The sequence below is a fragment of the Lentzea nigeriaca genome (assembly GCF_016907955.1).
GTDB classification, from domain to species: Bacteria; Actinomycetota; Actinomycetes; order Mycobacteriales; family Pseudonocardiaceae; genus Lentzea; species Lentzea nigeriaca.
The window spans coordinates 603,692-626,455 of sequence record NZ_JAFBCX010000005.1 but is presented as its reverse complement, the minus strand read 5'-3'; the positions used below and the strand labels follow the sequence as shown (position 1 = coordinate 626,455).

The 22,764-nt window shown below is 66.7% G+C and carries 27 protein-coding genes; 14 read left to right on the top strand and 13 right to left on the bottom strand.

What is annotated here, in order from left to right:
- Positions 1-10: 10 nt before the first annotated feature.
- Complete coding sequence (locus tag JOD27_RS21170) at positions 11-661, bottom strand: hypothetical protein (RefSeq protein ID WP_204763948.1); 651 nt, start codon at positions 659-661, stop codon at positions 11-13.
- Between JOD27_RS21170 and JOD27_RS21165 the strand changes: the two genes are divergently transcribed.
- Together JOD27_RS21165 and JOD27_RS21160 are read left to right on the top strand one after the other, a co-directional pair.
- Positions 660-1,322: a hypothetical protein gene (locus tag JOD27_RS21165; RefSeq protein WP_204763947.1), complete on the top strand. Its 663-nt coding sequence runs from the start codon at positions 660-662 to the stop codon at positions 1,320-1,322. The genes JOD27_RS21170 and JOD27_RS21165 overlap by 2 nt on opposite strands.
- Positions 1,319-2,263 (top strand): toll/interleukin-1 receptor domain-containing protein, encoded by a 945-nt coding sequence (locus tag JOD27_RS21160; RefSeq protein ID WP_204763946.1) that lies wholly within the window; start codon positions 1,319-1,321, stop codon positions 2,261-2,263. The genes JOD27_RS21165 and JOD27_RS21160 overlap by 4 nt, the downstream gene beginning before the upstream one ends.
- A gap of 106 nt (positions 2,264-2,369) precedes the next feature.
- On the opposite strand, the gene JOD27_RS21155 is transcribed toward JOD27_RS21160, so the two are convergent.
- The 12 genes from JOD27_RS21155 to JOD27_RS21100 all read right to left on the bottom strand — a co-directional run bounded on the left by JOD27_RS21155 (position 2,370) and on the right by JOD27_RS21100 (position 9,759).
- On the bottom strand, positions 2,370-2,957 hold the full coding sequence (locus JOD27_RS21155) for a hypothetical protein (RefSeq protein ID WP_204763945.1): 588 nt from the start codon (positions 2,955-2,957) through the stop codon (positions 2,370-2,372).
- Positions 2,954-4,183, bottom strand: a complete 1,230-nt coding sequence (locus JOD27_RS21150; RefSeq protein WP_204763944.1) for a hypothetical protein — start codon at positions 4,181-4,183, stop codon at positions 2,954-2,956. Before JOD27_RS21150 ends, JOD27_RS21155 begins: the two co-directional genes overlap by 4 nt.
- A complete protein-coding gene (locus JOD27_RS21145; RefSeq protein ID WP_204763943.1) occupies positions 4,180-4,488 on the bottom strand; it encodes a type VII secretion target in 309 nt (102 codons plus the stop codon). Before JOD27_RS21145 ends, JOD27_RS21150 begins: the two co-directional genes overlap by 4 nt.
- Positions 4,485-4,967: a YbaB/EbfC family nucleoid-associated protein gene (locus JOD27_RS21140; RefSeq protein ID WP_204763942.1), complete on the bottom strand. Its 483-nt coding sequence runs from the start codon at positions 4,965-4,967 to the stop codon at positions 4,485-4,487. The genes JOD27_RS21145 and JOD27_RS21140 overlap by 4 nt, the downstream gene beginning before the upstream one ends.
- The gene (locus JOD27_RS21135; protein ID WP_204763941.1) at positions 4,964-5,713 is read right to left on the bottom strand and encodes an ESX secretion-associated protein EspG; all 750 of its coding nucleotides are present in this window, start codon (positions 5,711-5,713) and stop codon (positions 4,964-4,966) included. Before JOD27_RS21135 ends, JOD27_RS21140 begins: the two co-directional genes overlap by 4 nt.
- Entirely contained in the window at positions 5,710-6,894 is a 1,185-nt protein-coding gene (locus JOD27_RS21130; protein WP_204763940.1) for a WXG100 family type VII secretion target, read from the bottom strand. Before JOD27_RS21130 ends, JOD27_RS21135 begins: the two co-directional genes overlap by 4 nt.
- Positions 6,895-6,982: 88 nt before the next feature.
- Positions 6,983-7,519, bottom strand: coding sequence for a DUF3558 family protein (locus JOD27_RS21125; RefSeq protein ID WP_204763939.1), 537 nt, complete (start codon positions 7,517-7,519; stop codon positions 6,983-6,985).
- The gene (locus JOD27_RS21120) at positions 7,516-7,953 is read right to left on the bottom strand and encodes a type VII secretion target (protein WP_204763938.1); all 438 of its coding nucleotides are present in this window, start codon (positions 7,951-7,953) and stop codon (positions 7,516-7,518) included. Before JOD27_RS21120 ends, JOD27_RS21125 begins: the two co-directional genes overlap by 4 nt.
- A 100-nt stretch (positions 7,954-8,053) precedes the next feature.
- On the bottom strand, positions 8,054-8,167 hold the full coding sequence (locus JOD27_RS21115; RefSeq protein ID WP_307830244.1) for a DUF397 domain-containing protein: 114 nt from the start codon (positions 8,165-8,167) through the stop codon (positions 8,054-8,056).
- A 37-nt stretch (positions 8,168-8,204) separates the two neighbouring features.
- Positions 8,205-9,050, bottom strand: coding sequence for a helix-turn-helix domain-containing protein (locus tag JOD27_RS21110; RefSeq protein ID WP_204763936.1), 846 nt, complete (start codon positions 9,048-9,050; stop codon positions 8,205-8,207).
- Between the two features lie 144 nt (positions 9,051-9,194).
- On the bottom strand, positions 9,195-9,335 hold the full coding sequence (locus JOD27_RS21105) for a hypothetical protein (protein ID WP_204763935.1): 141 nt from the start codon (positions 9,333-9,335) through the stop codon (positions 9,195-9,197).
- A gap of 22 nt (positions 9,336-9,357) precedes the next feature.
- Positions 9,358-9,759 (bottom strand): type 1 periplasmic-binding domain-containing protein, encoded by a 402-nt coding sequence (locus JOD27_RS21100; protein ID WP_204763934.1) that lies wholly within the window; start codon positions 9,757-9,759, stop codon positions 9,358-9,360.
- Positions 9,760-10,053: 294 nt separating this feature from the next.
- Here JOD27_RS21100 and JOD27_RS21095 point away from each other — a divergent pair, with 294 nt between their 5' ends.
- The 12 genes from JOD27_RS21095 to JOD27_RS21040 all read left to right on the top strand — a co-directional run bounded on the left by JOD27_RS21095 (position 10,054) and on the right by JOD27_RS21040 (position 22,648).
- Positions 10,054-10,704, top strand: coding sequence for an L-threonylcarbamoyladenylate synthase (locus tag JOD27_RS21095; protein WP_204763933.1), 651 nt, complete (start codon positions 10,054-10,056; stop codon positions 10,702-10,704).
- 81 nt (positions 10,705-10,785) lie between these two features.
- Positions 10,786-11,925: a glycosyltransferase family 4 protein gene (locus JOD27_RS21090; RefSeq protein WP_204763932.1), complete on the top strand. Its 1,140-nt coding sequence runs from the start codon at positions 10,786-10,788 to the stop codon at positions 11,923-11,925.
- Between the two features lie 89 nt (positions 11,926-12,014).
- Entirely contained in the window at positions 12,015-12,470 is a 456-nt protein-coding gene (locus tag JOD27_RS21085) for a Cg1360 family ATP-synthase-associated protein (RefSeq protein WP_204763931.1), read from the top strand.
- Positions 12,471-12,620: 150 nt separating this feature from the next.
- Positions 12,621-13,400, top strand: a complete 780-nt coding sequence (gene atpB, locus JOD27_RS21080) for a F0F1 ATP synthase subunit A (RefSeq protein ID WP_204763930.1) — start codon at positions 12,621-12,623, stop codon at positions 13,398-13,400.
- A gap of 64 nt (positions 13,401-13,464) precedes the next feature.
- On the top strand, positions 13,465-13,722 hold the full coding sequence (locus JOD27_RS21075; RefSeq protein WP_307830238.1) for an ATP synthase subunit C-like protein: 258 nt from the start codon (positions 13,465-13,467) through the stop codon (positions 13,720-13,722).
- 29 nt (positions 13,723-13,751) lie between these two features.
- Complete coding sequence (locus JOD27_RS21070; RefSeq protein WP_307830237.1) at positions 13,752-14,297, top strand: F0F1 ATP synthase subunit B; 546 nt, start codon at positions 13,752-13,754, stop codon at positions 14,295-14,297.
- A 3-nt stretch (positions 14,298-14,300) separates the two neighbouring features.
- Positions 14,301-15,149, top strand: coding sequence for a F0F1 ATP synthase subunit delta (locus JOD27_RS21065; protein WP_204764033.1), 849 nt, complete (start codon positions 14,301-14,303; stop codon positions 15,147-15,149).
- Positions 15,150-15,195: 46 nt separating this feature from the next.
- Complete coding sequence (atpA, locus tag JOD27_RS21060; RefSeq protein ID WP_204763929.1) at positions 15,196-16,842, top strand: F0F1 ATP synthase subunit alpha; 1,647 nt, start codon at positions 15,196-15,198, stop codon at positions 16,840-16,842.
- A gap of 8 nt (positions 16,843-16,850) precedes the next feature.
- Positions 16,851-17,765, top strand: coding sequence for a F0F1 ATP synthase subunit gamma (locus tag JOD27_RS21055; RefSeq protein WP_204763928.1), 915 nt, complete (start codon positions 16,851-16,853; stop codon positions 17,763-17,765).
- Positions 17,758-19,194: a F0F1 ATP synthase subunit beta gene (gene atpD, locus JOD27_RS21050; protein WP_204763927.1), complete on the top strand. Its 1,437-nt coding sequence runs from the start codon at positions 17,758-17,760 to the stop codon at positions 19,192-19,194. The genes JOD27_RS21055 and atpD overlap by 8 nt, the downstream gene beginning before the upstream one ends.
- Positions 19,195-19,418: 224 nt before the next feature.
- Positions 19,419-20,921, top strand: a complete 1,503-nt coding sequence (locus JOD27_RS21045; protein WP_204763926.1) for an ABC transporter transmembrane domain-containing protein — start codon at positions 19,419-19,421, stop codon at positions 20,919-20,921.
- A complete protein-coding gene (locus JOD27_RS21040) occupies positions 20,918-22,648 on the top strand; it encodes an ABC transporter ATP-binding protein (RefSeq protein WP_204763925.1) in 1,731 nt (576 codons plus the stop codon). Before JOD27_RS21045 ends, JOD27_RS21040 begins: the two co-directional genes overlap by 4 nt.
- Positions 22,649-22,764 lie beyond the last annotated feature (116 nt).

The following is a 22,764-nucleotide window of genomic DNA, read 5'->3' as shown; positions in this document are numbered from 1 at the left end:
CCACTTTCTGTCATGGTTTCGCGTGAGTTGTCATCAAATTGAGCAGACTTTCCGCCTGCGTTCGCTCGGACGGAGGTGAGACAACGAATAAGACATATTCGATGCCGCCCGCTTCCCACCAGACTCCCGTGCAGTACTGACGTGTGCCGTTCGGAGTCGTCGTGTAGCTCCACACCACGCTCGGGTAACCGTGGAACTTCGTGTCGGTCAGTTCCTCCACCTCGTACGAGTTCTTGCCGAGCTTGGCCTGGTGAGCGGCGGTGATGCGACCCAGCATGGATTTCGACGGGTCGTCCGGAGGCGCGCCACCGAAGCGCATCTCGAAGCCCGGCATGGCCGCGCTGCGGGCGACCTGCACCGTCGACACATCGCCGGTTCGCGTGCTCCAGCCTTCGGGTATGGCCGTGACCAGCTCATATGCGCCGGACACGCGCTGGTAGTCGATAGCGCGGGTGGTGGTCGTGGTCGTTCTTCTGACAGGTTGGGTGGTGGTGGTCGCCGTCGTCCTCTTGGTCGTGGTGGTGTAGTCGTATGTCGGGTCGTTCAGCGCTCGCGGCTCCTCTTTCTGTGCGGCCACCATCGCGGCACCGATCAGTACCGAAACAACGAGGTATCCCGTTGCGAGAGCCAGTGCGAGCGAACGCGAGCTGAGTTTTTCCATGTGGGCATCCTCCGCGTTCTGGCAGAATAACCGCTCGTGGCCGATTCTTGGGAGAAGTCGGGTGATTCGAGTGAATGTCAATGCGCCAAATGAGTGCCACGAAGCGCTCGCGGGGCAAATCGAGCGCTTGCTCAGCTCCGGCGACCCCCGCTCGAAGGCCCACGAACTGCTCGCCATCATTTCCGCCGATGGCGTGACCGACGAGCGCATCGAGGAGATGGCCGCCGTGCCGGACGCCGCGGAGTACCTGGCGGTGGCGCTGGCTCTGCGATCGCTCTCCCTGCGAAGCGTGACCCACGACGGCAGGCTGGTGATGGTCGAACGCGCCCAGGTCGACGGCTGCGACCGGATCGTCACCAGAATGCTCGAGCTCGACCCGCCGGCCGAGCTCGCCACGTTCGCCGAGGACCTGCGCCGCGAAGTGGACGCTGCCCGCGAGTGGATCTGGCACACGCGTGGCATGCCCGCACTGATCCTGTTGATCGTCCTTTGTGCACTGATGGTGCTCGTTGGCGGCGCCATCGGCTCGATCGCGCTCGTGGTGGCCGGTGCCGTGGCTGGAGCCGGTTTGCTCTACGCACTCGTTGTCCGCCAACGCAAACAGCGCTGGGTCCTGCTGGCCGACGAAGTGTCCCCGCTCCTGGCGCGGGTGGGCCGATGACATCCCTGGACGCCCCGCCGATCCGCTGCTTCCTGAGCTACGCCCGCCAGGACGATGTCGTCATGGACTTCGTGGCCCCCTTCACGCAGTCGCTGCGCCAGTACGCCTACTCCGACCGCGGCCGAGACCTGGAGATCTTCCTGGACCGCACCTCGATCGGCTGGGGCGAGGGTGCCCAGCCGGCCATCAGGGCCGCCGTGCGCAGCGCCACCGTGCTCCTGCCCGTCCTGACCCGCCGCTACTTCGACCGCCCGTACTGCCGAGAGGAACTCTTCGTCTTCTACAACCAGGCCTTCGTCGAAGGCGTGCGCGGCCTGCTGCTGCCGGTGGTGCTGCTCGGCGACGGCCACCTGACGGAGGAGAACCCCGACCTCGCCGTGCAGATCATCGTGGAGCGCCAGCACCGCAGTGTCCGCGAAGCGTGGCTCGAAGGCCCCTCCTCACCGGCCTGGCGACGAACGATGCTCGGCCTCGCCGGCGAACTGGTGGACCGCGTCGAGGAAGCAGAGCGCCGCCTGGTCGAGGCTCCTGCCGCCCGTGAGGTGGACGTCGCGGCCGAACTCGAACGGTTCACCGGCGATGTCGCCGACATGACCACCGCTGTGTCCGCGGTGGTGCGGGCGTACCAGTCTCTGCTTGGTGGCGAGGCGCCGCTGCTGGCTCCTGACGCGGCTCGGTTGCGGGACGCAGGGCGTCAGTTCGAAAGGCGAGCGTTCGAGGTGGACCGGGCCCTGCGCGCGGCCGGCGAGACCGCCGCGGTGCCAGGGTTGGGCGACCTCATGGGCGGCGTCGAAGCGCTGCTGGAGAGCACACGCCGCAGCGAGGCGGCGGAGGTGCCCATGCGCCGGGTGATGGCGGTGTTCCGCGAGGGGCTCATCGCGCTGCGCAGCGGCCTGTGCGTCGTCGAAGGGTGGGAGGAGTTGCCAAATCCTGGCCAATAACACGACGTTCGGTCACCTTGGGGCCAAACGGCCCTATGTTGGCGCACGGGGAGGGCACGCGGTCACGCGCTCGAGGAACCGCCGCCTCGCGCGTGACCGCGTGTTATCAGCTCTCAGTCACCTTTTGCCGGACAGGGAGCCTTGCGACAAGCAGCATGAGCGCGGCGTTCAGCAGCACGACACCGAGGAGAAGCAGGTTGTGCCCTGGTGTGACCTCGTCTGGCTCGAGGCTGCCGACAAAGCCCTTCTTGTCGACGACGATGTCCATCTCGGTGCCGGGCTTCTGGACGTAGTTGGACCACGAGGGGACGTGGTCCGACTTCCGGCCGTTGCAGTCGAGGTTGTTGCTGAGAGTGGAGCCTTTCCCGCTCTTGTGAGTCTCGATGTCGATGACCTTGCAGTGCACCGTCTCGCCAAATGCCGTGAGCCACAGCGAATGGCTACCTATGTAGGTGAGGACGAAGCTCGCGAACAAGATCAGCATCGTCGGCACGATCGCCCACTTCTCACCCTTTGGACGGTAGCCGGCCAGCGCCCCGAGATAGACGATGAAGGTGGCGACGCTGACGGCGACCAACAGGATCAACCAGGGTCCGCCGGCGTGGCTCATGAACACGGCGGCCATGAACAAAACCATGCTCACGCCCGCGAGGAGGAGTTTCTTCGGCTGTGAAGGAGGTCTGACTTCGATCATTCGTTCAGCGACCCCTGCCATCGCGGGAACTTCGGCTTCTCGACCGTCGTGATGCCCTCGTTGTTCAGTTCGTCGTACTTCGACCATTCACGGAGATGGTCAGCTGTGGCCTTGGTGACCCAGCCACCATCCGTGATGCTCGGCACCGAGTGCGGCGTCACTGTGCCGTCTGGACGTGTGTGCGGCTTGTAGGGCGTGTAGGCGCCGACTGCGTCCTGGATCGACTGACGCGGCTGTGGCATCTTCTCCTCGTACTTGTTCTTCCAGACGTTGCCCGCGTCTCCGTAGCCCTCTTTGAACTCCCGGCCCGTCTGCTTGATCTTGTCGCCGACGTCGCTGAGGCTCGGACGGGTGTTGCCCCAGTCCTCCAGGCGCTTGCCCGCGTCCGCCAGGCCGTCTCCGCGGGTCGATGGCGTGCGCGGAGCGTGCGGCACGCTGCCACCTCCGCCCTTGCCGAACCTGCCGAGGCGCTTGAGCACGTCGCCGAGCTGACCGAACAGGCCCTTGAGGCGGCCCATGATCCGCGTGACGAGCTTGACCAGCTTCGCCATCTGCTGGGTGATCTTGCCGAGTACCACGGCACCGCGCCCGACCGCCCACGCCGAGAAGGCCGCGATCGAGCTGCCCAGCGACACCACCGAGGACGCGAGTGCGATGGCGGCGTTGCGGATCACTTCCCAGATGAACAGGGCGATGAGGTCGCGGATCATGCCGCGTACCGCTGCCGTGATCGTGCCCGCCTTGGCGATCTCCGAGGCAACGAAGAAGCTCGACTTCGACACTGCCTCGATCTCCAGGGCCAGCTCGCCCTGGCTCTGCCGGAACTTCTCGGCAGCGGTGCCCTGTTCCCAGCACGGCAGCTCGCTCTTGACCGCCTTGTCCTGCCGTTCGCCGATGCCGTGGAGATCGGTCGCCACCCGGTTCCAGGTCGCCACCGCAGCCTTGATCTTGTCGCCGTTGCCTGCCAGCCAGTCGAGTGGCTCGCGGAGGAAGCTGACGTGTTCAATCAACCAGCCGATACCCGCTGTCGCCAGAGCACCCAGCGGGTCCATGATCGCGCCCAGCACGTCGAGGCCAAGCGCTGCCGCGTTCATGCCGAACTCGGCGAAATCGCCTTCTCCGAGGCGCTTCGCGGAGTCGATGGTCTGGGCCAACGACTCGACCGGACCGGCACCCGCGTAGTTGTCGGTATGCGTCGGGTCCTCGTTGACACCAGTCCAGATCATCGGGGGCCTCCGAACCTGTCGCGGTTGGCATCCTCGTGCGACTCGTACGTCCTGGCGGTAGCGATGGTGTCTTCGGACGCGTTGCCAGCTGCGGCCGCCAATTCCCTGATGGCGGCGGTCGCCTCGGTCGCGAACTGCTGTGCGCCTGCGGCGAAGAACGACAGCAGCTGGCCGAACGTGTCACCGCCGAGGTCAACCGCCGCGGACTTGTCGGCTGCGGCCTCCAGTGCGTCCTGTCTGGACCGCTGACCGCTGGCGAACTTGTGGAGCTCGCTCGCATCGACGCGGAAGCCGGGGCCGGTCATCGGAGTACGCTCCCGAAGCCGTCTTCGTCGTCGCCCTGTGTGGGGCGCGGACGCGGTGGCGCGGGCTTCTGCGCCGGGCCGTTCCACGAGACCTCGCGCATGACCTGGCCGTCTTCCTGGGGTGCCGGCGGTTCCTCTTCCTCCTGCTGCGGGATGAAGCTGCGGAGGAAGTCCATCGCCTCGGTGCCGCCGAACTCGGGCTCCACAATGGACGCCACCTGCTCGGCCGCCTGGACCTGGGCCTTCTGCACGGTTTGCATCACGAGCTGGCTGAGTTGGACGTGGGTCAGGCGCATGGCGGTGGGTGAGAACTCGATGTGCTGCAGCGCGCCGTTGGGTGCCACACGGACCGTCACCGCCTCGTTGGGGGAGGTGACGGTGCTGCTGGCGTGTTGGATCTGCTCCTGCATCTGCTGCGAGCGTTGCTGGAGCTGCTGCGCTTTGGACTCCAGGTCCGCGATCATCTGTTCGGGGTTCATCGCTCGCTCGTCATGGCGAGCACCTGTCCCAGGTGGCGGGCCAGGCCCATGTTGTCCGCGGGACTGATCGTGAACCAGCCGCTGCGGATCTGGACGTTGGCGTAGCGGCCCTGGCTCGTGTCGATCCAGGTGACCGGCGGGAAGTCCTTTTTGGAGCGACCCTGTTGCAGCTGAACGAGGAAGTGGCCGTTGCCGATGGCCGGGCCGGTCAGCATCTGCTTGGCGATGCGGACGTCCTCGTTCTCCGTCGTGCGCACCGACTGGCGGAAGCCTTGCTGGGGTTGCTGTTGCTCGAACGCCTCGCCCGGCACCGTCACGAGCTTGCCGGGGCCGGGGCGTCCCGGTGGCATGGCATTCGCCAGGCTGGTGGCGATTTCGTTGGGCTGCACCAGGTTCAGCGTGATGCCTGCGTCGTCCTGGGTCACCAGCACCGCGTAGCCGCCGCGCGCCACGACGCTCGCCCGCACCAGCTTCTCCTGGTTCATGTCAGGCATGCAGAGGGCGATGACGCGAAGTTCCGGGCGCGCCAAGAGGTTCAGCGCGTCCTCGAGGTCCGGCTCCGGCCTGCCGTGCCGGGCCAGCCCCCTGCGTTCGAGGTCTGCGTGTACCGCGGCCTTGATGCGGGCGCGCTCGTCCAACGTCTCGCCGTGGTGGCTGACGTCGAAGGGGTAGGGAATGCTCCCCGCCCGCAGGTCCTCCCAGAGAACCTCGAACGCGGGCAGGGAGAGCTGGGCGATCTGCCTCATCCGCCGATCACCGGCGGCGCGACCATGCGATCGTCGTCGAAGAACTCGTCAGTGGGCACGAGGTAGTTCGACTTGTGTTCCTTGTCCTCCTCGCCGCCCTTGCCGGCACCCGCGCCGGCGCCGCCACCCATACCGGCCGCGCCCGCGGCACCGCCACGACCCGCAGCCCCGGCACCTCCGCTGCCGGGACCACCGGCGCCCATGACACCCGCGCCACCGCCTGGGTTGGACGGCCCGAAGCTGCCCGCGCCACGACCCGCGACGCCAGGTCCTCCCATGCCGCCAGGACCCATGCCACGACCGCCACCGGTGCCGCCGCCCGCTATGCCACGACCACCGCCTGGCAAGCCAGGGCGCCCGCCGGGGCCGCCACCGGGAGTCCGTCCAGGCGTGCCGCCGGGTGGCATCCGTCCCGGCGGGAACGGGCCGGGGTTCGGGATGCCGGGCGGCCGGTTCCGATCGCCGCCGGGTGGCTGGTTCGGGTTCTGGCCGGGCGGCAGGTTCGGGTCCTTCGTCGGCGGCGCGACCCACGACGGGTTCGTCGTGCCGTTGTTCGTGCCGGGCGGCGGCATGCCCGGCATGCCGGTGGTGCCTGGGGGCCGGTATCCGGTGTTGTTGCTCAGGCTGCTCGTGCTCGTGGTGCTGCTCGTCTGCGTGACGCCCTGGTCCTGCGTGACCTGCGGCGTGGATTCCATGGTGGGCATGGACATCGCCGCGGACATCATCGTGTTGTCACGCGTCTGCATGACCTGCACGGCTTCTTCTTTGGCGCCCTGCTGCTTGTTGTACGTGGAGATCATCTCGATGGGAGCGCCCGCCATCATGATGGGGCTGACGAAGCCGCCCTTGTTCGTGAACCAGTCACCGGCGATCTTCAACGGGTTGAAGTCGACCGGCTTGGGCATGCTCTTGTTCGCCTGAACAGAAGCTTCGCGCTGCTGCTCGATGGCGGTACCGGTGCGGTTGAACCCCTCGCCGGTCTGGTCCACGAACGTGCCGATCTTGCTCAGCGCTGTGCGAACGCCCTCGGCTGCCCGCCCCGTCCACGCGCTCTGCGACCCATTGATCAGGATCTGGAAGTCGGTCGCCAGATCCTTGAAGGTGGTGCCGAACGACTTCCAGGTATCAGCCACCTGCGTGGCGGAGTCTGGGTTGTACTTGTCGTTGACCTGGCGCTGCATCTCTTCGTGCTTTTGACTAGGGTAGTTCGCGTTCGGCGTCGGAACGTTGTTCTTGATGGGCGCCATGAGAATCCCCCCTCGGGCGTCGTTACGACAGCTTCGGTGCGATCAGGTCAGCAGCCTTCGACGCGCGCTCGCAGGAGGCTGCGGTGTCCTCGGAGGAGACATCCAAGGTTGAGATGACCGACACAGACGACTTCTCGGTCACTCCGATCACGATGGTGCAGGTGGCTTTGGATCCGTTGCCTGCTTCCTCCTTCTTCGCGGCGAACTTCCCGACCTTGATATCGGTGATCTTGTCGCCGTCCAGGGTCAGATCCTTGATGCCCGCGTTGGTGCGGATACCTGCACGCAGGAGTCCGTTGTTCGGTACGTGCCACTCACATCCGTCCGAGGCCGCGACCTTGGCTGGCTCGCCTGGGGTTTTGTATCCAAGGCTGGTCGCTTCGGTGTCGGTCAGCAGGTCGCATGGCCTGATCGACTTCAGGCCAGACGTGGAGTCGGCGTTGCTCGTCGGCGTGGTACCGCCTGTGGTGGGGGTAGGGGTGGGGTTGCCCGTCGTGCCGTTGCAGCCGGCCGCGAGTACGGAGAACCCGATCAAGGTGGCGATGAGGATGCGCTTCATGACTTCCCATTGAGTTTCTTCATCGAGTCAGCGCCGGCCTGGTCGACGTTGTGGTAGGAGGCGCGGCTCTTCTCGATCTGGGCCTTCAGTGAGTCGATCGCCTTGCCGATTTCGGTGATCTGCTGGGCGGCGTCTCGACCAAATTTCATGTTGGCCTGGCTCACCTGCTGGGCGTACCCGTCACCGAGCTGGGGATCCATGCTGAGGTCCTTTGACCTCGCCGTGATGGTGGAGAGCGTCTCCTTCATCTCGTTCAGCTTTTTGATCATGGCGTCGACCAGGTGCGGATCGACGGACAGCTGCTGGGTCTCTACTGCGACCGAGACAGCCTTGGCCGCGCTGACGATGGCGCCGAGACCGCCCCCGAAGATGCCACTCCACGAGCCGCCCGACAGCGCCCCGACCTTGCCGCTTGTCTGGAGTTCCTCTGACACAGAAGCTCGACCCTCCCCGATTGCGCTCTGTGGTCGGCTCATGACCTTACCGTGGTGCGCCCGTTCGGAGGATGCGTTGAACTACTTAGCCCTGTTTGGGCTAAAACTTGGCCCTGGTCAGGAACGCTTTGAAGGCGCTAAGTGAGAACGAAAGCGCAGGTCCAGAGGGATGCTTGGAGTCTCGTACACCTGCGTGGGTGGTGGTCAAGGCCACCTCGACGCAATTCGGCTCGCTGCCGCTGTAGCTGCTCTTACGCCAGTTCACCCTGTTCCCATCGACGCGCCAGCTCGGTGATCACCTGTAGTGATTCTTCCGCAGGCAACGCGCGTCGGACCAGAAGCCGAATGGCTTTTTCGTAGGCGTTGATCTCCTCAGACTCTTCGAGGATCAGGCTGGACGTGAGGTTCTCTAGATAGACGATCTTGTGTCCATTCGCCCTCTTGAGCAGCATGAACGCACCGTTGACGCCAGCGTGCGCGCCGGAGTTGGGGAGCACTTGCAACGAGATGTTCGCGCGTGCCGCCGCCTCGGCCAGATGGTTGAGCTGGCGTTGCATCACAGCAGGACTGCCAATCATCCGGGTCAGCACTTGTTCGTCGATGAGGACGAGAAGGCGAGTTGGTTTCGGGCCCAGCAGGATCGAGTGGCGAAGTGCACGGGCCCTCACCCGATGCTCGACTTCGTCGGTAGGTACCAACTCGCACTCGCGCAGCAGCGCGTCGGTGTACTCCGGGAGTTGGAGGAGGCCGGGGACGTTCGTGCACTCGAAGTTGACTATGAGCTCGGCCTTCTTCTCCAGGTTGACGAGGGTGCCGACGCGTTCGTTGAACGTCGGCTTGCGTTGCCACCAGCCGCGCCGGTCCACCTCTTTCACGAGCTTCAACAGCTCGGTTCGGCGTGGACCGACGCAGCCGTAGATGGCGAGCAGGGCGGCGACGTCCTCTGTGGAGCCCTCGCGGAGGCCGTTCTCGATGCGGCTCATCTTGGTGGCGGAGGCGTCGATGAGTTCGCCGGCGCGTTCCAGCGAGAAGCCTGCGGCCTCACGGAGGCGGCGCAGCTCGTCTCCCAGTTCCTCGGCGCGCACGGTGAGGTTCATGCCCCCGGATGGTGCCGGGTCGTACCGACACAAAAGGTGGATTGCCGCACCGGCAAACCCGATCGGGTCAGTTCGACACCAACAGGAACAGCCCCTCTGTGCATACGGCCAAAGCATGGGATGTGAGAAACATGGACCACCGCATCAGCTGTCCTCATCGGACCCCGGAAGGGCGTTGCCGAGGTCACGGGCGAACTCGCCGACCTTCTCCAGGCCGGTACCTGGCCAGGCCGTCGATAGTTCGATGATCTCCTCACCGAGTTTGATGAGGTCTTCTTCCGGCATGAGGCCTCCTGTGGTCGAAGGCTCAGCCCACACGGCGGAAGTTCCCGGCACTGATGTGCACGACCAGCCGTTCCAACAGCTCCATCGGCATGGTGTCGGTGGACCACGCGTTGAGGCACAACCGGCAGATGGCGTCCAACCGATCGGGTGGCTCGAACGTGCCGAACACGGCGGTCACGGGATGTGGGCAGAGCATGAGTTCAAGGAAGCCGGCAGCACGTCTGCAAGGAAAGGTGTTGCCCCACCGGCAAAGCCGATCGGACGACGCATGGTGCTGGGCTGGTCCGGCACCATGCGTCGCCTCCTTCTTCACGCCCTGCTCGGCGATGTGCTTCGCCGCCGGCAGCAGTTCGACGCGTAGCCCTTCCACGGGAGGCTGGACGTACGAGGCCCCTCCGTGGTCGCTTTGCAGGGCGACGTTCACGTCGCCAAGCTGGAAGTCGAGTACCCAGTCGATCTGGATGTAGTGAACTGTGGCCATTCGGTGTGGCGGGTTCGCCCGCTTTGGTGAATGAATGTCGTATGGAATCCGGTCAAGGCGCCCGAACTATTAACTCGGACGGTGGGGCAAAGCGCGCGTCGAGAAAGCCAGCGCCGAACACGGACGGGAAGGGTTGCCCCACGGGCAAAACCGATCGGGTCAGCGGATGGGTGGACGCAGAGTGACTAAGGCGGGTCTCACATCACCCTGCCGGGGTGGCTGGCTAGGCTCGGCGAGGTGAGCACGGTCTACGACTGCAGCGAGCCGAGCAATCGCGCGGCGGGTCTTGCCGCCGCGGCCGGTGCGGTGCGGAGCGGGCGCCTTGTCGTCCTGCCCACCGACACCGTTTACGGCATCGGCTGCGACGCGTTCGACGCTGAGGCTGTTCGGAGTCTTCTCGAGGCCAAGGGGCGTGGGCCCGACATGCCCGTGCCCGTGTTGGTCGGGTCCTGGACCACGATCGACGGGCTGGTGCTCAGCGTGCCGCGGCAGGCGAGGGCGCTCATCGAGGCGTTTTGGCCTGGCGGGTTGAGCATCGTGTTGCCGCACGCGCCCAGTTTGGCGTGGGATCTGGGGCAGACAAGGGGCACGGTGATGTTGCGGATGCCGTTGCATCCGGTGGCTCTCGAACTGCTCCGCGATGTCGGGCCGATGGCCGTTTCCAGCGCCAACAAGTCCGGTTTTGCGCCTGCTTCCAGTGCGCAGGAGGCTCGGGACCAGCTCGGGGACTCGGTGCCTGTCTACCTCGACGGCGGGTTGAGCGGGGAGAACGTCGCCTCGACCATCGTGGACCTCACCGGGGCCGACGCGCTGATCCTGCGCGAGGGTGCGGTGAGCAGGGAAGAGATCAACGAGGTGCTCGGGATCGAGGTCGAAGTCGCGCGGTGAGCGGCTGCTGCCAGAATTGATCATGTCGCCGCGGGTACCGTGGCGTGCACCCCGAACTGCTCCCGATTGATTGGTAGGCCCGTGGGGCCCGCATCCTCGTTCGTCCTGCCTGTGCGCGAGTACCTGCTCGTCGCGTTGATTGCTGCCGTGGTGACGTTCCTGCTCGTGGGTCTGGTGCGCGCCATGGCGTTCCGGCTCGGGGCGGTGGCTTATCCGCGGCAGCGTGACGTGCACGTGCAGCCGATGCCTCGCATGGGTGGTGTCGCCATCTACGGCGGCGTGCTGTGCGGCATGTTCGTGGCGCATCAACTGCCGGTGCTGCGGGCCGCGTTCGACTTCTCCAACGACCCGTGGGGGGTCATCGTCGCGGGTGGCGTCATCGTGCTCGTGGGTGCGATCGACGACAGGTTCGAGCTCGACTCGCTGACGAAGCTCGCCGGTCAGGTGACGGCGGCGGGCATCCTGGTGTTGTTCGGTCTGCAGTGGATGATCGCGTGGGTGCCGTGGGACGGTGGCGCGACCATCAGTCTCGACCAGAACCAGGGCGCGCTGCTCACGGTGCTGCTCGCGGTCACGATGATCAACGCGATGAACTTCGTCGACGGGCTCGACGGGCTGGCCGCCGGCATCGGGCTCATCGCTGCCGCGGCCACGTGTGCGTTCTCGATCGGTCTGCTCGTCGAACGGCAGGGCGCCGTCGAGGCCTACCCGCCCGCGCTGATCGCCGCCGCGCTCGCCGGGGCGTGCCTGGGCTTCCTGCCGCACAACTTCAACCCCGCGCGCATCTTCATGGGCGACTCGGGCTCGATGCTCATCGGCCTCATGCTCGCCGCCGCCACGACCAGCGCGTCCGGGAAGATCAACCAGGCCACGGGCAGCGCCGCCGACCTGCTCGGTCTGCTCTCGCCGCTGATCGTCGTCGCCGCCGTGCTCTTCGTGCCACTGCTCGACCTGCTGATGGCGATCATCCGCCGTACGCGGCGAGGGGAAAGCCCGTTCTCGCCGGACAAGATGCACTTGCACCACCGGTTGCTGGAGATCGGCCACTCGCAACGGCGCGCGGTGCTGCTCATCTACTTGTGGGCCGGTGTGCTCGCGTTCGGTGCGGTGGCGCTGACGTTGTTCGATCCGATCATCGTGGGCACCTGCTTCGTCATCGGGTTGATCGTGACGTTCGTGGTTTCGGTGATCCCGAGGCTGCGGGACCCGCGCAAGCCGTAAACGGCGTTCATCTTGTTTGGGCCCGCTTAACTGCCGTTAACGCCGGGGCGGATGCAAGCGTTCACGAGGGACTTCCTAGACTTCGGGACATGAGCGGCACCAACGATGCAGCCAGGGCCGTCACGCACGAGCTGACCGTCCAGCGGCTCGCCGGGGAAATGTTCCGCGCGGCCGCGTGGGCCGCGCTCGGCACGTTTGTCCTCGGCGTCGTCGTGTCAACTGTGATCTGGGGGACCGCTGGTCTCTTCGGATCATTGATCGGTGGTGCGATTGCCATCGCTTCGAGCCTCGCGACGCTGTTGTTGATGCGCAAAACCGCGGCGCTCGATCCCATGTTCGTGATGGTCGCCGCACTCGGCGGATTCATGGGCAAGTTGATCGTGCTGCTACTCGCGGTGATCTTGTTGCGGAACCAGCCGTGGCTTGAACCCAAGGCACTCGGAATCACCCTGGTGGCGACGGTGTTGGTGACTTCGTTCCTGGAGGCCAGAGCTTCCAAGCGGAGCCGCAGCCAGATGGTGGTGCCCGCCTCGGATGGCCCCTGAGACCTGCTGATATGGTCCGCACAGACCAGGGACACCCGATCGCAGGGGTGCCTCTGGTAGTCGCTTGCGAACCGTAAGGTACGTTAAGTCCAGATCGTGACGATTCCCCCGGCGGAGTGAACGCCGGCCGGGAGAACCGGAAGGAACACAGTGACCACGATGGTGCTGGCTGAGGGTGACAAGTTCGTCGCCCCAGGAGTTGCGGACTTCTTCCTCCCCGACATCGTCCCCGGTGTCACGAAGCCGATGGTCCTGCTGGTGCTGTCGATCGTGATCATCGGCGCCTTCTTCCTCGCGGCCAGCCGCAACATGAAGCTGATCCCCGGCAAGTTCCAGTTCGCCGCCGAGTCGGTTTACGACTTCGGGCGCAACAACATCGCCAGGGAGCAGATCGGCGCCAAGGACTTCAAGCCGTTCATCCCGCTGATCCTCACGATCTTCTGCTTCGTCCTGGTGAACAACCTGTTCGGGCTCATCCCGCTCGTCCAGTTCCCCACGATGTCGCACATCGGCTTCCCGCTCGCCGTTTCGTTGCTCGTCGTTTACCCGGTGTACCACTTCGTCGGGTTTAAGCGGCACGGCTTTGTGGGCTACTTGAAGCACCAGACGGTTCCGCCGGGCGCGCCGTGGTTCGTGCTCCCGCTGCTGATCCCGATCGAGTTCTTCCAGAAGTTCATCCTGAACCCGCTCACGCTGGCGATCCGAGTTTTCGCCGCCATGTTCGCGGGTCACCTGCTGCTGCTGGTGTTCACCCTGGCTGGTGAGTTCCTGCTGCTTAACGGCGGTCTGACCGTCATCGTGGCGCCGGTGTCCTTCGCCTTCGCCCTCGCGCTGACCTTCCTGGAGGCACTGATCATGTGCCTGCAGGCCTACATCTTCGCGCTGCTGTCTGCCAGCTACATCGGCATGGCGCTGGCAGAAGAGCACTGAGTAACAGCACAAAGCCTCCGATCCGCGAACACTCGCGGACCGAGTTGGAAAGGGAACAGCAACAGTGAGCGCTCTCCAGATCGCCCAGACCGCCTTCAACGGGAACATCAACCCCGGTCTTGCCGCCATCGGCTACGGCCTCGCGGCGATCGGCCCGGGCATCGGCGTGGGTCTGATCTTCTCCTCGGTGATCAGCGGCACCGCCCGCCAGCCCGAGGCCCGTGGCGTCCTGCTCGGTCTCGCGTGGACCACCTTCGCCATCGTCGAGGTCCTCGCGCTGATCGGCTTCGTCGTGTACTTCATCGCGACCGCCGGCGCCTGACCTAACCCTTCATCGCGTTAGGAGACGTCGTGAACCGCACCCTGATCCTGGCCGCGGAGGGACACAACCCCGTCGTTCCGCAGCTCGCTGAGGTCATTCTCGGTCTCGTCGCGTTCCTGCTCCTCTTCTTCGTCATCAAGAAGTTCGTGTCGCCGAGGTTCGAGGCGCTGTACGCGGAGCGGACGGCCAAGATCGAGGGCGGCATCGAGAAGGCGGAGCAGGCCCAGGCCGAGGCTCAGCGCACGCTCGAGCAGTACAAGGAGCAGCTGGCAGAGGCTCGCGCCGAGGCCGCGCGCATCCGCGACGACGCGCGGGCCGAGGGCCTGCAGATCATCGAGGAGCTGCGCGAGCAGGCGCAGGCCGAGTCCGCCCGCATCGTCGCGCAGGGCCAGCACCAGCTGGACGCGCAGCGCGCTCAGATCGTCGCCGAGCTGCGTGCCGACCTCGGCCGCACCGCCGTCGAGCTGGCGAGCAAGGTCGTGGGCGAGTCCCTCGAGGACGAGGCCCGCCGCCGCGGCACCGTCGACCGCTTCCTCAACGAGCTGGACGCCGTCGCGGCGCCCGCCAACAAGTAGAGGCTGCCGATGACGTTGCATGCCGCAAGTCGTGAAGCTCTGGCAGCCGCGGAACTGCGGCTGCTGGAGCTGGCCGACGCCACCCAGAATGATTCGATTCTGGCTTCGGACGACCTCGCCAAGCTCGGCGAGGAGCTCTTCGCCGTGCTCGGCCTGCTGATCGAGCAGCCGGCGCTGCGTCGCGCGCTCGCGGACGCCTCGTCGGAGCCCGCGGGTCGCGAGCAGCTCGTCCGCGGCCTGTTCGCAGGCAAGGTGAGCGACGGAACTCTGCAGGTGCTGGTCGCCGTCGTGACCGCGCGCTGGTCCAGCCCGCGTGAGCTCGTCGACGGTGTCGAGTCGCTCGCCCGTACCGCGCTGCTGGTGCGTGCCGAGCGCGAAGGCCAGCTCGACTCGACGGAGGACGAGCTGTTCCGGCTCGGCCGCATCGTCGCCGGCTCGCACGAGCTCGAGCTCCTGCTCGCCGACCCGGCCGGGTCCGTGGATGGCAAGGTCGCGCTGGTCGACTCCCTGATCGAGGGAAAGGTCAGCCCGGTCACCAAGACGCTGGTGGACCAGCTGGTTCGCCACCCGCGCGGGATGCGCGTCGCGGACGGGCTCTCCGAGCTCGCCGACCTGGCGGCCAAGCGCCGTCAGCGTTCCGTCGCGCACGTCCGGTCCGCGGTGGAGCTGACCGCGGAGCAGATCGACCGCTTGACCGCGACGCTGACCACGATCTACTCGCGCCCGATCGCGCTGCACGTCGAGGTCGACCCGGCCCTGGCCGGCGGCCTCACGATCAAGATCGGCGACGAGATCATCGACGGAAGCATCGCCGGCCGGTTGGCGGCACTGCGCCGCAATCTCGCCAGCTAGCCCCCGAGCCCTTTCCCAAGAACGAAGAAGTGAGAGCAGGAACGACATGGCGGAGCTGACGATCTCGTCGGACGAGATCCGCAGTGCGATCGAGAAGTACGTCTCGAGCTACTCCCCGGAGGTCAGCCGGGAAGAGGTTGGTGTCGTCTCCGAGACCTACGACGGCATCGCCATCGTCGAGGGCCTTCCGGGCACGATGACCAACGAGCTGCTCGAGTTCCCCGGTGGCGTCCTCGGCGTCGCCCTGAACCTCGAGGTCCGCGAGATCGGTGCGGTCATCCTCGGTGACTTCGACAAGATCGAAGAAGGCCAGGAGGTCCGCCGCACGGGCAAGGTTCTGTCGGTGCCGGTCGGCGACGGCTTCCTCGGCCGCGTCGTCAACCCGCTGGGCCAGCCGATCGACGGCCTCGGTGACATCGTCGCCGACGACAACCGCGCCCTGGAGCTGCAGGCGGCCACCGTGCTGCAGCGTCAGCCGGTGTCCGAGCCGATGCAGACCGGCATCAAGGCCATCGACGCGATGACCCCGATCGGTCGCGGTCAGCGTCAGCTGATCATCGGTGACCGCAAGACCGGCAAGACCGCGGTCTGCATCGACACGATCATCAACCAGAAGAAGGCCTGGGAGTCGGGCGACCCCAAGCAGCAGGTCCGCTGCGTCTACGTCGCCATCGGCCAGAAGGGCTCCACCATCGCGGGTGTCAAGGCCGCGCTGGAGGAGGCGGGCGCGCTCGAGTACACGACGATCGTCGCCGCCCCAGCCTCCGACTCCGCCGGCTTCAAGTGGCTGGCGCCGTACACCGGCTCCGCCATCGGCCAGCACTGGATGTACCAGGGCAAGCACGTCCTGATCATCTTCGACGACCTGACCAAGCAGGCCGAGGCGTACCGCGCGATCTCGCTGCTGCTGCGCCGCCCGCCGGGCCGCGAGGCGTACCCCGGCGACGTCTTCTACTTGCACTCGCGTCTCCTCGAGCGTTGCGCGAAGCTGTCGGACGAGATGGGCGGCGGCTCGATGACGGGTCTCCCGATCATCGAGACCAAGGCGAACGACGTGTCGGCGTACATCCCGACCAACGTCATCTCGATCACCGACGGTCAGTGCTTCCTCGAGTCCGACCTGTTCAACGCCGGTGTCCGCCCGGCCGTCAACGTGGGTATCTCCGTGTCCCGCGTCGGTGGTGCCGCGCAGATCAAGGCGATGAAGGCGGTCGCGGGCTCGCTGCGTCTCGACCTGTCGCAGTTCCGCGAGCTTGAGGCCTTCTCCGCGTTCGCGTCCGACCTCGACGCCGCCTCGCGCGCCCAGCTGGACCGCGGTGCCCGTCTGGTCGAGCTGCTCAAGCAGGGTCAGTACTCCCCGGTGCCCGTCGAGGAGCAGGTCGTCGAGATCTTCGCCGCGACCAAGGGTCACCTGGACGACGTCCCCGTCGGCGACATCCGCCGGTTCGTCGCCGAGTTCAAGGACTCGCTGCGCCGCAACCACGCGGACGTGCTCGGCGGCATCGTCGAGACCAAGGTCTTCTCCGACGACGCGCAGAGCCGCGTGGTCGCCGCGATCGCCGAGTTCAAGAAGCAGTTCACCGCTTCGGACGGCACGACGATCGTGAACGAGGCCCCGGAGAAGGCCATGGACGCCGACAAGGTCGCGCAGGAGTCGGTGAAGCTGCACAAGCCCGAGCCGGCCAAGAAGTGATCTGAGCCATGGGCGCACAGATTCGGGAGCTCCGCCAGCGGATCCGAACGGTCAACTCGACCAAGAAGATCACGAAGGCCTACGAGCTCATCGCGACGTCTCGCCTCGCGAAGGCGCAGACCAGGGTCGCGGCCTCCCGGCCGTACGCGGACGAGATCACGAACGTGCTCTCCGCGTTGGCCGAGGCCTCGGCGAACCTCGACCACCCGCTGCTGACGGAGCGCCAGAACCCGAAGCGCGCCGCGGTGCTGGTGATCACGAGCGACAAGGGCATGTGCGGCGGTTACAACGCCAACGTCCTCAAGGCCGCCGAGCAGCTGCTGCAGCTGCTCCGGTCCGAGGGCAAGGAGCCGGTGCTGTACGTGACCGGCCGCAAGGGCCAGGGCTACTACCAGTTCCGCCGCCGCGAGATCACGGCCGCGTGGAGCGGGTTCTCGCAGACCCCGCACTACGTCAACGCCGTCGAGGCCGGTGACGCGCTGGTGCAGGCGTTCCTGGAGGGCACGGAGAACGGCGCGCAGGGCGTGGACGAGATCCACGTCGTGTACACCGAGTTCAAGTCCATGCTCAGCCAGACGCCGGCCGCCAGGCGGATCGCGCCGATGGAGGTCGAGTACACGGGTGAGGCCCCCAAGGGCCCGCGCGCGGTGTACGACTTCGAGCCGAGCGCCGAGGCGTTGCTGGGTGCCATGCTGCCCAAGTACGTGAAGACTCGGCTGTTCTCCGCCATGCTGGAGGCGGCGGCTTCGGAGTCGGCTGCCCGTCGTACGGCCATGAAGGCCGCGACGGACAACGCGACGGAGCTGGTCCGGAACCTCAGCCGGGCGGCGAACTCGGCCCGTCAGGCCCAGATCACCCAGGAGATCAGCGAGATCGTCGGTGGCGCTGCCGCGCTTACCGGTGGCGCAGGAAGTGATGAGTGACATGAGTGCTACTGCCACCACCACCCGCACCGGCCGTGTGGTCCGGGTGATCGGTGCGGTCGTCGACGTGGAGTTCCCGCGCGACGCCGTGCCGGAGCTGTTCAACGCCCTGAACGTGGAGATCACGTTCGAGGCCGTCGCCAAGACGCTGACCCTCGAGGTCGCGCAGCACCTCGGCGACAACCTCGTCCGCACCATCTCGATGCAGCCGACCGACGGTCTGGTTCGCGGTGCCACCGTGACCGACACCGGCGCCGCGATCTCGGTGCCGGTCGGCGACGTCGTCAAGGGCCACGTCTTCAACGCCCTCGGTGACTGCCTCGACCAGCCGGGCCTCGGCCGCGACGGCGAGCAGTGGGGCATCCACCGCAAGGCTCCGTCGTTCGACCAGCTCGAGGGCAAGACCGAGATCCTCGAGACCGGCATCAAGGTCATCGACCTGCTCACCCCGTACGTCAAGGGCGGCAAGATCGGCCTGTTCGGCGGCGCGGGTGTCGGCAAGACCGTTCTGATCCAGGAGATGATCACGCGTATCGCGCGCGAGTTCTCCGGTACCTCGGTCTTCGCCGGCGTCGGTGAGCGCACCCGTGAGGGCACCGACCTGCTGCTGGAGATGGAGGAGATGGAGGTCCTTCAGGACACCGCCCTCGTCTTCGGTCAGATGGACGAGCCGCCGGGCACGCGTATGCGCGTCGCCCTGTCCGCTCTGACGATGGCGGAGTACTTCCGCGACGTGCAGAACCAGGACGTGCTGCTCTTCATCGACAACATCTTCCGCTTCACCCAGGCTGGTTCCGAGGTGTCGACCCTGCTGGGCCGCATGCCTTCCGCCGTGGGTTACCAGCCGACGCTGGCCGACGAGATGGGTGAGCTCCAGGAGCGCATCACCTCGACGCGCGGTAAGTCGATCACCTCGCTGCAGGCCATCTACGTGCCCGCGGACGACTACACCGACCCCGCTCCGGCGACCACCTTCGCCCACCTGGACGCGACGACGGAGCTTTCCCGTCCGATCTCCCAGAAGGGCATCTACCCGGCCGTCGACCCGCTGTCGTCGTCGTCTCGAATCCTCGAGCCGTCGATCGTGGGCGACGAGCACTACCGGGTGGCCCAGGAGGTGAAGCGGATCCTGCAGAAGTACAAGGAGCTGCAGGACATCATCGCCATCCTCGGTATGGACGAGCTGTCCGAGGAGGACAAGGTCCTCGTCGGTCGTGCGCGTCGTCTCGAGCGCTTCCTCGGCCAGAACTTCTTCGTCGCGGAGAAGTTCACCGGTCAGAAGGGGTCGTTCGTTCCGATCAAGGAGACCGTCGAGGCGTTCGACCGCGTCTGCAAGGGCGAGTTCGACCACTACCCCGAGCAGGCGTTCTTCTCCTGCGGCGGGTTGGACGACGTCGAGGCCAACGCCAAGAAGCTGGCTGGTAACTGAGCTAGGTCTGGCTTCTCTCAGGGCCGTCTCTCCTATGTGGAGGGACGGCCCTTTGGGCTTTTTGGGCTTGTGGTGGTTCGGTTTGCGTTGGTGTGCCGGTTCCAGCGGAGGTGTCGCCAATGCGGGCGGGCCGCCTTCCAGCGGGGTGCCTTGGGTGGTCGCCGCCGCTGTTGGCGCGCGCTAAAACGGTCGTGCCGCACGGCGCGTGATGGCACAGTCGGGTCATGTCCCGACACGCGCCTTACGACGATCCGGGCACCCCTGACACCCGATCGCCCTGGCGGTACCTGTGGTGGCTGGTGAGGATGCAGCGCTGGCGGGTGCTTGCCGGGGCGTGGTGGGGGTCGTTGTGGATGTGCGGGCTGATTGTGCCGCCCTATCTCATTTCGCAGGCGGTCAAGGCGCTTCGGGCTGAGGATCGTGCGGGGCTGGTGTGGTGGAGCCTGTCGTTGGTTGTGGTGGCTGGGGTGCTGGCTCTTGTCGGGCTGGCTCGGCATCGCACGATGACGTTGGTTCGTACCGACGCCGCGCTCAGGACGGCGCAGGTTGTGGTTCGGCGCGTCACGCGGCTTGGCGGTGTGGTGCGGCGGAAGTTGTCCACGGGTGAGCTGACGTATCTGCAGAACGGTGACACCGCGCGGATCGCGCATGCGCTCACGAGCACTGGGCCTGGCGTGGGGGCCGTGATCGCCTATGTGGCCACGGCTGTGTTGCTGGTGCGGATTTCGGTGCTTCTCGCGGTGGTTGTGTTGCTCGGTGTGCCGGTGCTGGCGGCGGTCACCGGGCCCGTGATGCGGCGGCTGCACGCCGTGGAGGCCGGTTATCGGCGCAGCCTCGGGGAGTTGAGCTCGCGGGCAGGGGACATCGTGGCCGGGTTGCGGGTGTTGTCCGGGATCGGCGGCAAGCCGGCGTTCGCGCGACGCTTTGAGGCCAAGTCGAGTGAGGTGTTGCGTGACGGCTATCGGGTGGCGGCGTGGCTGAGTTGGGTGCAGGCGTTGACGTGGGGGTTGCCTGCGCTGTTCCTGGCGGTGGTCACGTGGATCGTGGCGCGGATGGCGGTGGCCGGCGCGATCTCGGTCGAGGAGATGCTCGCGGTCTACCTGTACGTCACGACGTTGATCGTGCCGGTCAGCTTCTTCATGGAGGGTGCGGACGCCATTCCGCGGGCGTTGGTGTCGGCGGGGCGGGTGATCGGGATTCTGCGGCTGCGGCCGGACGAGAGCAGTGACGACGCGCCTGTGCTGGACGTGAAGAGCGGGGCATTGACCGTGGTGGTCTCCGCCAACGCCGCGCTGGCACGGGAAGCGGTGGATCGGCTGCCGGGAGTCGTTGCGGACAACGACGACTATCTGTTCGCCGGTCCGTTGCGCGAGGCGGTGTCGGTGGCCGAACACGACGACGACGAACTGGATCAGGCCATCTGGGCGGCGGCCGCCGGCGATGTCGTGGAGGCGTTGCCGGACGGGCTCGACTCGCACCTGGAGTCCAAGGGGCGCAACGTTTCCGGCGGTCAGCGACAGCGGCTCAGGCTCGTGCGGGCGTTGCTCAGCGAACCGGACCTGCTGGTGCTCGTCGAGCCCACGTCGGCGCTCGACGCGGTCACCGAGGCGGCCGTCGCGCGGCGCGTGAAACAAGCGCGGCTCGGGCGGACCACCGTGGTCGTGTCGTCGTCGCCGTTGTGGATCGGGCAGGCGGACCAGACCGTGCACCTGGAGGAAAGCCGATGAACCGGTTGCCCATCGCGGACCGGCGTGAGGTGCGGCGGGCGGCCGTGCGGTTGCTGCGCGACGAACGGCGGGCGCTGGTCGTCGTTCTCGCGCTCACGGTGCTGTCGGCGTTGTCCGGTCTCGTCGGGCCGTATCTGCTCGGCAAGATCGTGGGCGGGGTGGGGAGCGGTGGACTGACCCTGTCCACTGTGGACCTGATGGCGCTCGGGGTGCTCGGCGCGGCCGTGGCGCACCTGTTGCTGGTGCGGTACAGCAACCTGCAGACGGCACGCCTCGGCGAGCGGTTCCTTGCCTCGCTGCGGGAAGAGGCCGTGACGCGGACGCTGGCCCTGCCGGCACGGGTCGTGGACCGGCTGAGCACCGGCGACCTGCTCACGCGGGTCACGAGCGACGTCGGCACGGTCGGGCAGGCGTTGCGGGACAGCGTGCCCGAGGTGTTCACCGGAGTCGTGCACATCGTCGTGGTGTTCGTGGCGATGTTCCTGCTGGACCCACTGCTCGGGCTGGTGGCGTTCGTCGGGCTGCCGTTCGTCGCGTGGGTGACTCGCTGGTACCTGGCCCGTGCGCGCGCCGCGTACCTCGCGGAGAGCGAGGCGAACGGTGACGTGGCGGAGATTTCCGCTGCCGTCGGCGAGGGCAGCCGGACGATCGAGACCTACGGGCTGCGCGACCGGATGGTGGCCGCTGCCGACGACACCATCGATCGCCTGTACTGGGCGCGGATGCGGACGTTGCGGCTGCGGAACGTCCTGTTTCCCATTGGCTCCTTCGTGAACACCCTGCCGACCGTGCTGGTGCTGCTGGCGGGCGGTTTGGCGTACGCGGCCGACGGTGTCGGCATCGAAGCCGTCGTCACGGGCGCGCTGTGGGCGTGGCGGCTCGTCGAACCGATGGACCGCATTCTGATGTGGGTCGAGTTCCTGCAGCGCGGCGGCGCGTCGTTCGCGCGGATCGAGGGGATCGGGGCCAACGCGGAACCTCCGCCGGAGGTGGAGACGCCTGCCGACGATCGCATCGAGGTGCGCGGTGTTCGTTACTCCTATGTGGACGGCCATGAGGTTCTGCACGGTGTGGATCTCGTTGTGCAGCCGGGAGAACGGCTCGCGATCGTGGGTGTGTCCGGTGCGGGCAAGTCGACGCTGGGCAGGCTGATCGCGGGGGTTGACCGGCCCGCGGAGGGTTCGGTGCTCGTGGGCGGAGTGCCGGTCGCGGATCTCGTGGCTGCGGGTGAGCAGCAGATTGTGCTTGTGACGCAAGAACATCACGTGTTCATCGGGACGCTGAGGGAGAACCTGGCGATGGCCGCCCAGGACGCGCCGGACGAGCGGCTGGTCGAAGCGCTGCGGACCGTGGACGCGCGGTGGTTCGACGAGCTGCCGGACGGGCTGGACACCATGCTGGGCGCGGGCGGCGCGGAGCTGGATCCCGCGCAGGCACAACAACTCGCGCTCGCACGGGTGGAGGTCGCCGATCCGCACACGCTGGTGCTGGACGAGGCGACATCGTCGCTGGACCCGGCCACGGCCAGGCACGCCGAGCGTGCGATCGCGGCCGTGCGGGAGAGTCGCACGGTGATCGCGATCGCGCACCGGCTGCAGACCGCGCGGGACGCCGACCGGATCGCGGTCGTCGACGCGGGCCGCGTCGTGGAGCTGGGGTCCCACGACGACCTGGTCGCCAGAGACGGCACGTACGCGACGCTCTGGCGGTCCTGGCACGGTGGCTAGCTGCGTGTCGCAGCTATCTCTTGGGATGTGAGAGTGATGCTGGCAGGCCCAGCCGCGCTTCGATCATGAAGATCGCGCTCTCATGGCTGCCGACTGCGCGGTTGGCAGCAGTCGGG

Coding starts and splice junctions, on each gene's coding strand:
- JOD27_RS21165 (WP_204763947.1), top strand. CDS start 660: ATGTGGGCATCCTCCGCGTTCTGGCAGAATAACCGCTCGTGGCCGATT.
- JOD27_RS21170 (WP_204763948.1), bottom strand. CDS start 661: ATGGAAAAACTCAGCTCGCGTTCGCTCGCACTGGCTCTCGCAACGGGA.
- JOD27_RS21160 (WP_204763946.1), top strand. CDS start 1,319: ATGACATCCCTGGACGCCCCGCCGATCCGCTGCTTCCTGAGCTACGCC.
- JOD27_RS21155 (WP_204763945.1), bottom strand. CDS start 2,957: ATGATCGAAGTCAGACCTCCTTCACAGCCGAAGAAACTCCTCCTCGCG.
- JOD27_RS21150 (WP_204763944.1), bottom strand. CDS start 4,183: ATGATCTGGACTGGTGTCAACGAGGACCCGACGCATACCGACAACTAC.
- JOD27_RS21145 (WP_204763943.1), bottom strand. CDS start 4,488: ATGACCGGCCCCGGCTTCCGCGTCGATGCGAGCGAGCTCCACAAGTTC.
- JOD27_RS21140 (WP_204763942.1), bottom strand. CDS start 4,967: ATGAACCCCGAACAGATGATCGCGGACCTGGAGTCCAAAGCGCAGCAG.
- JOD27_RS21135 (WP_204763941.1), bottom strand. CDS start 5,713: ATGAGGCAGATCGCCCAGCTCTCCCTGCCCGCGTTCGAGGTTCTCTGG.
- JOD27_RS21130 (WP_204763940.1), bottom strand. CDS start 6,894: ATGCAGCGCCAGGTCAACGACAAGTACAACCCAGACTCCGCCACGCAG.
- JOD27_RS21125 (WP_204763939.1), bottom strand. CDS start 7,519: ATGAAGCGCATCCTCATCGCCACCTTGATCGGGTTCTCCGTACTCGCG.
- JOD27_RS21110 (WP_204763936.1), bottom strand. CDS start 9,050: ATGAACCTCACCGTGCGCGCCGAGGAACTGGGAGACGAGCTGCGCCGC.
- JOD27_RS21105 (WP_204763935.1), bottom strand. CDS start 9,335: ATGCCGGAAGAAGACCTCATCAAACTCGGTGAGGAGATCATCGAACTA.
- JOD27_RS21085 (WP_204763931.1), top strand. CDS start 12,015: ATGAGCGGCACCAACGATGCAGCCAGGGCCGTCACGCACGAGCTGACC.
- atpA (WP_204763929.1), top strand. CDS start 15,196: ATGGCGGAGCTGACGATCTCGTCGGACGAGATCCGCAGTGCGATCGAG.
- JOD27_RS21055 (WP_204763928.1), top strand. CDS start 16,851: ATGGGCGCACAGATTCGGGAGCTCCGCCAGCGGATCCGAACGGTCAAC.
- atpD (WP_204763927.1), top strand. CDS start 17,758: ATGAGTGACATGAGTGCTACTGCCACCACCACCCGCACCGGCCGTGTG.
- JOD27_RS21045 (WP_204763926.1), top strand. CDS start 19,419: ATGTCCCGACACGCGCCTTACGACGATCCGGGCACCCCTGACACCCGA.
- JOD27_RS21040 (WP_204763925.1), top strand. CDS start 20,918: ATGAACCGGTTGCCCATCGCGGACCGGCGTGAGGTGCGGCGGGCGGCC.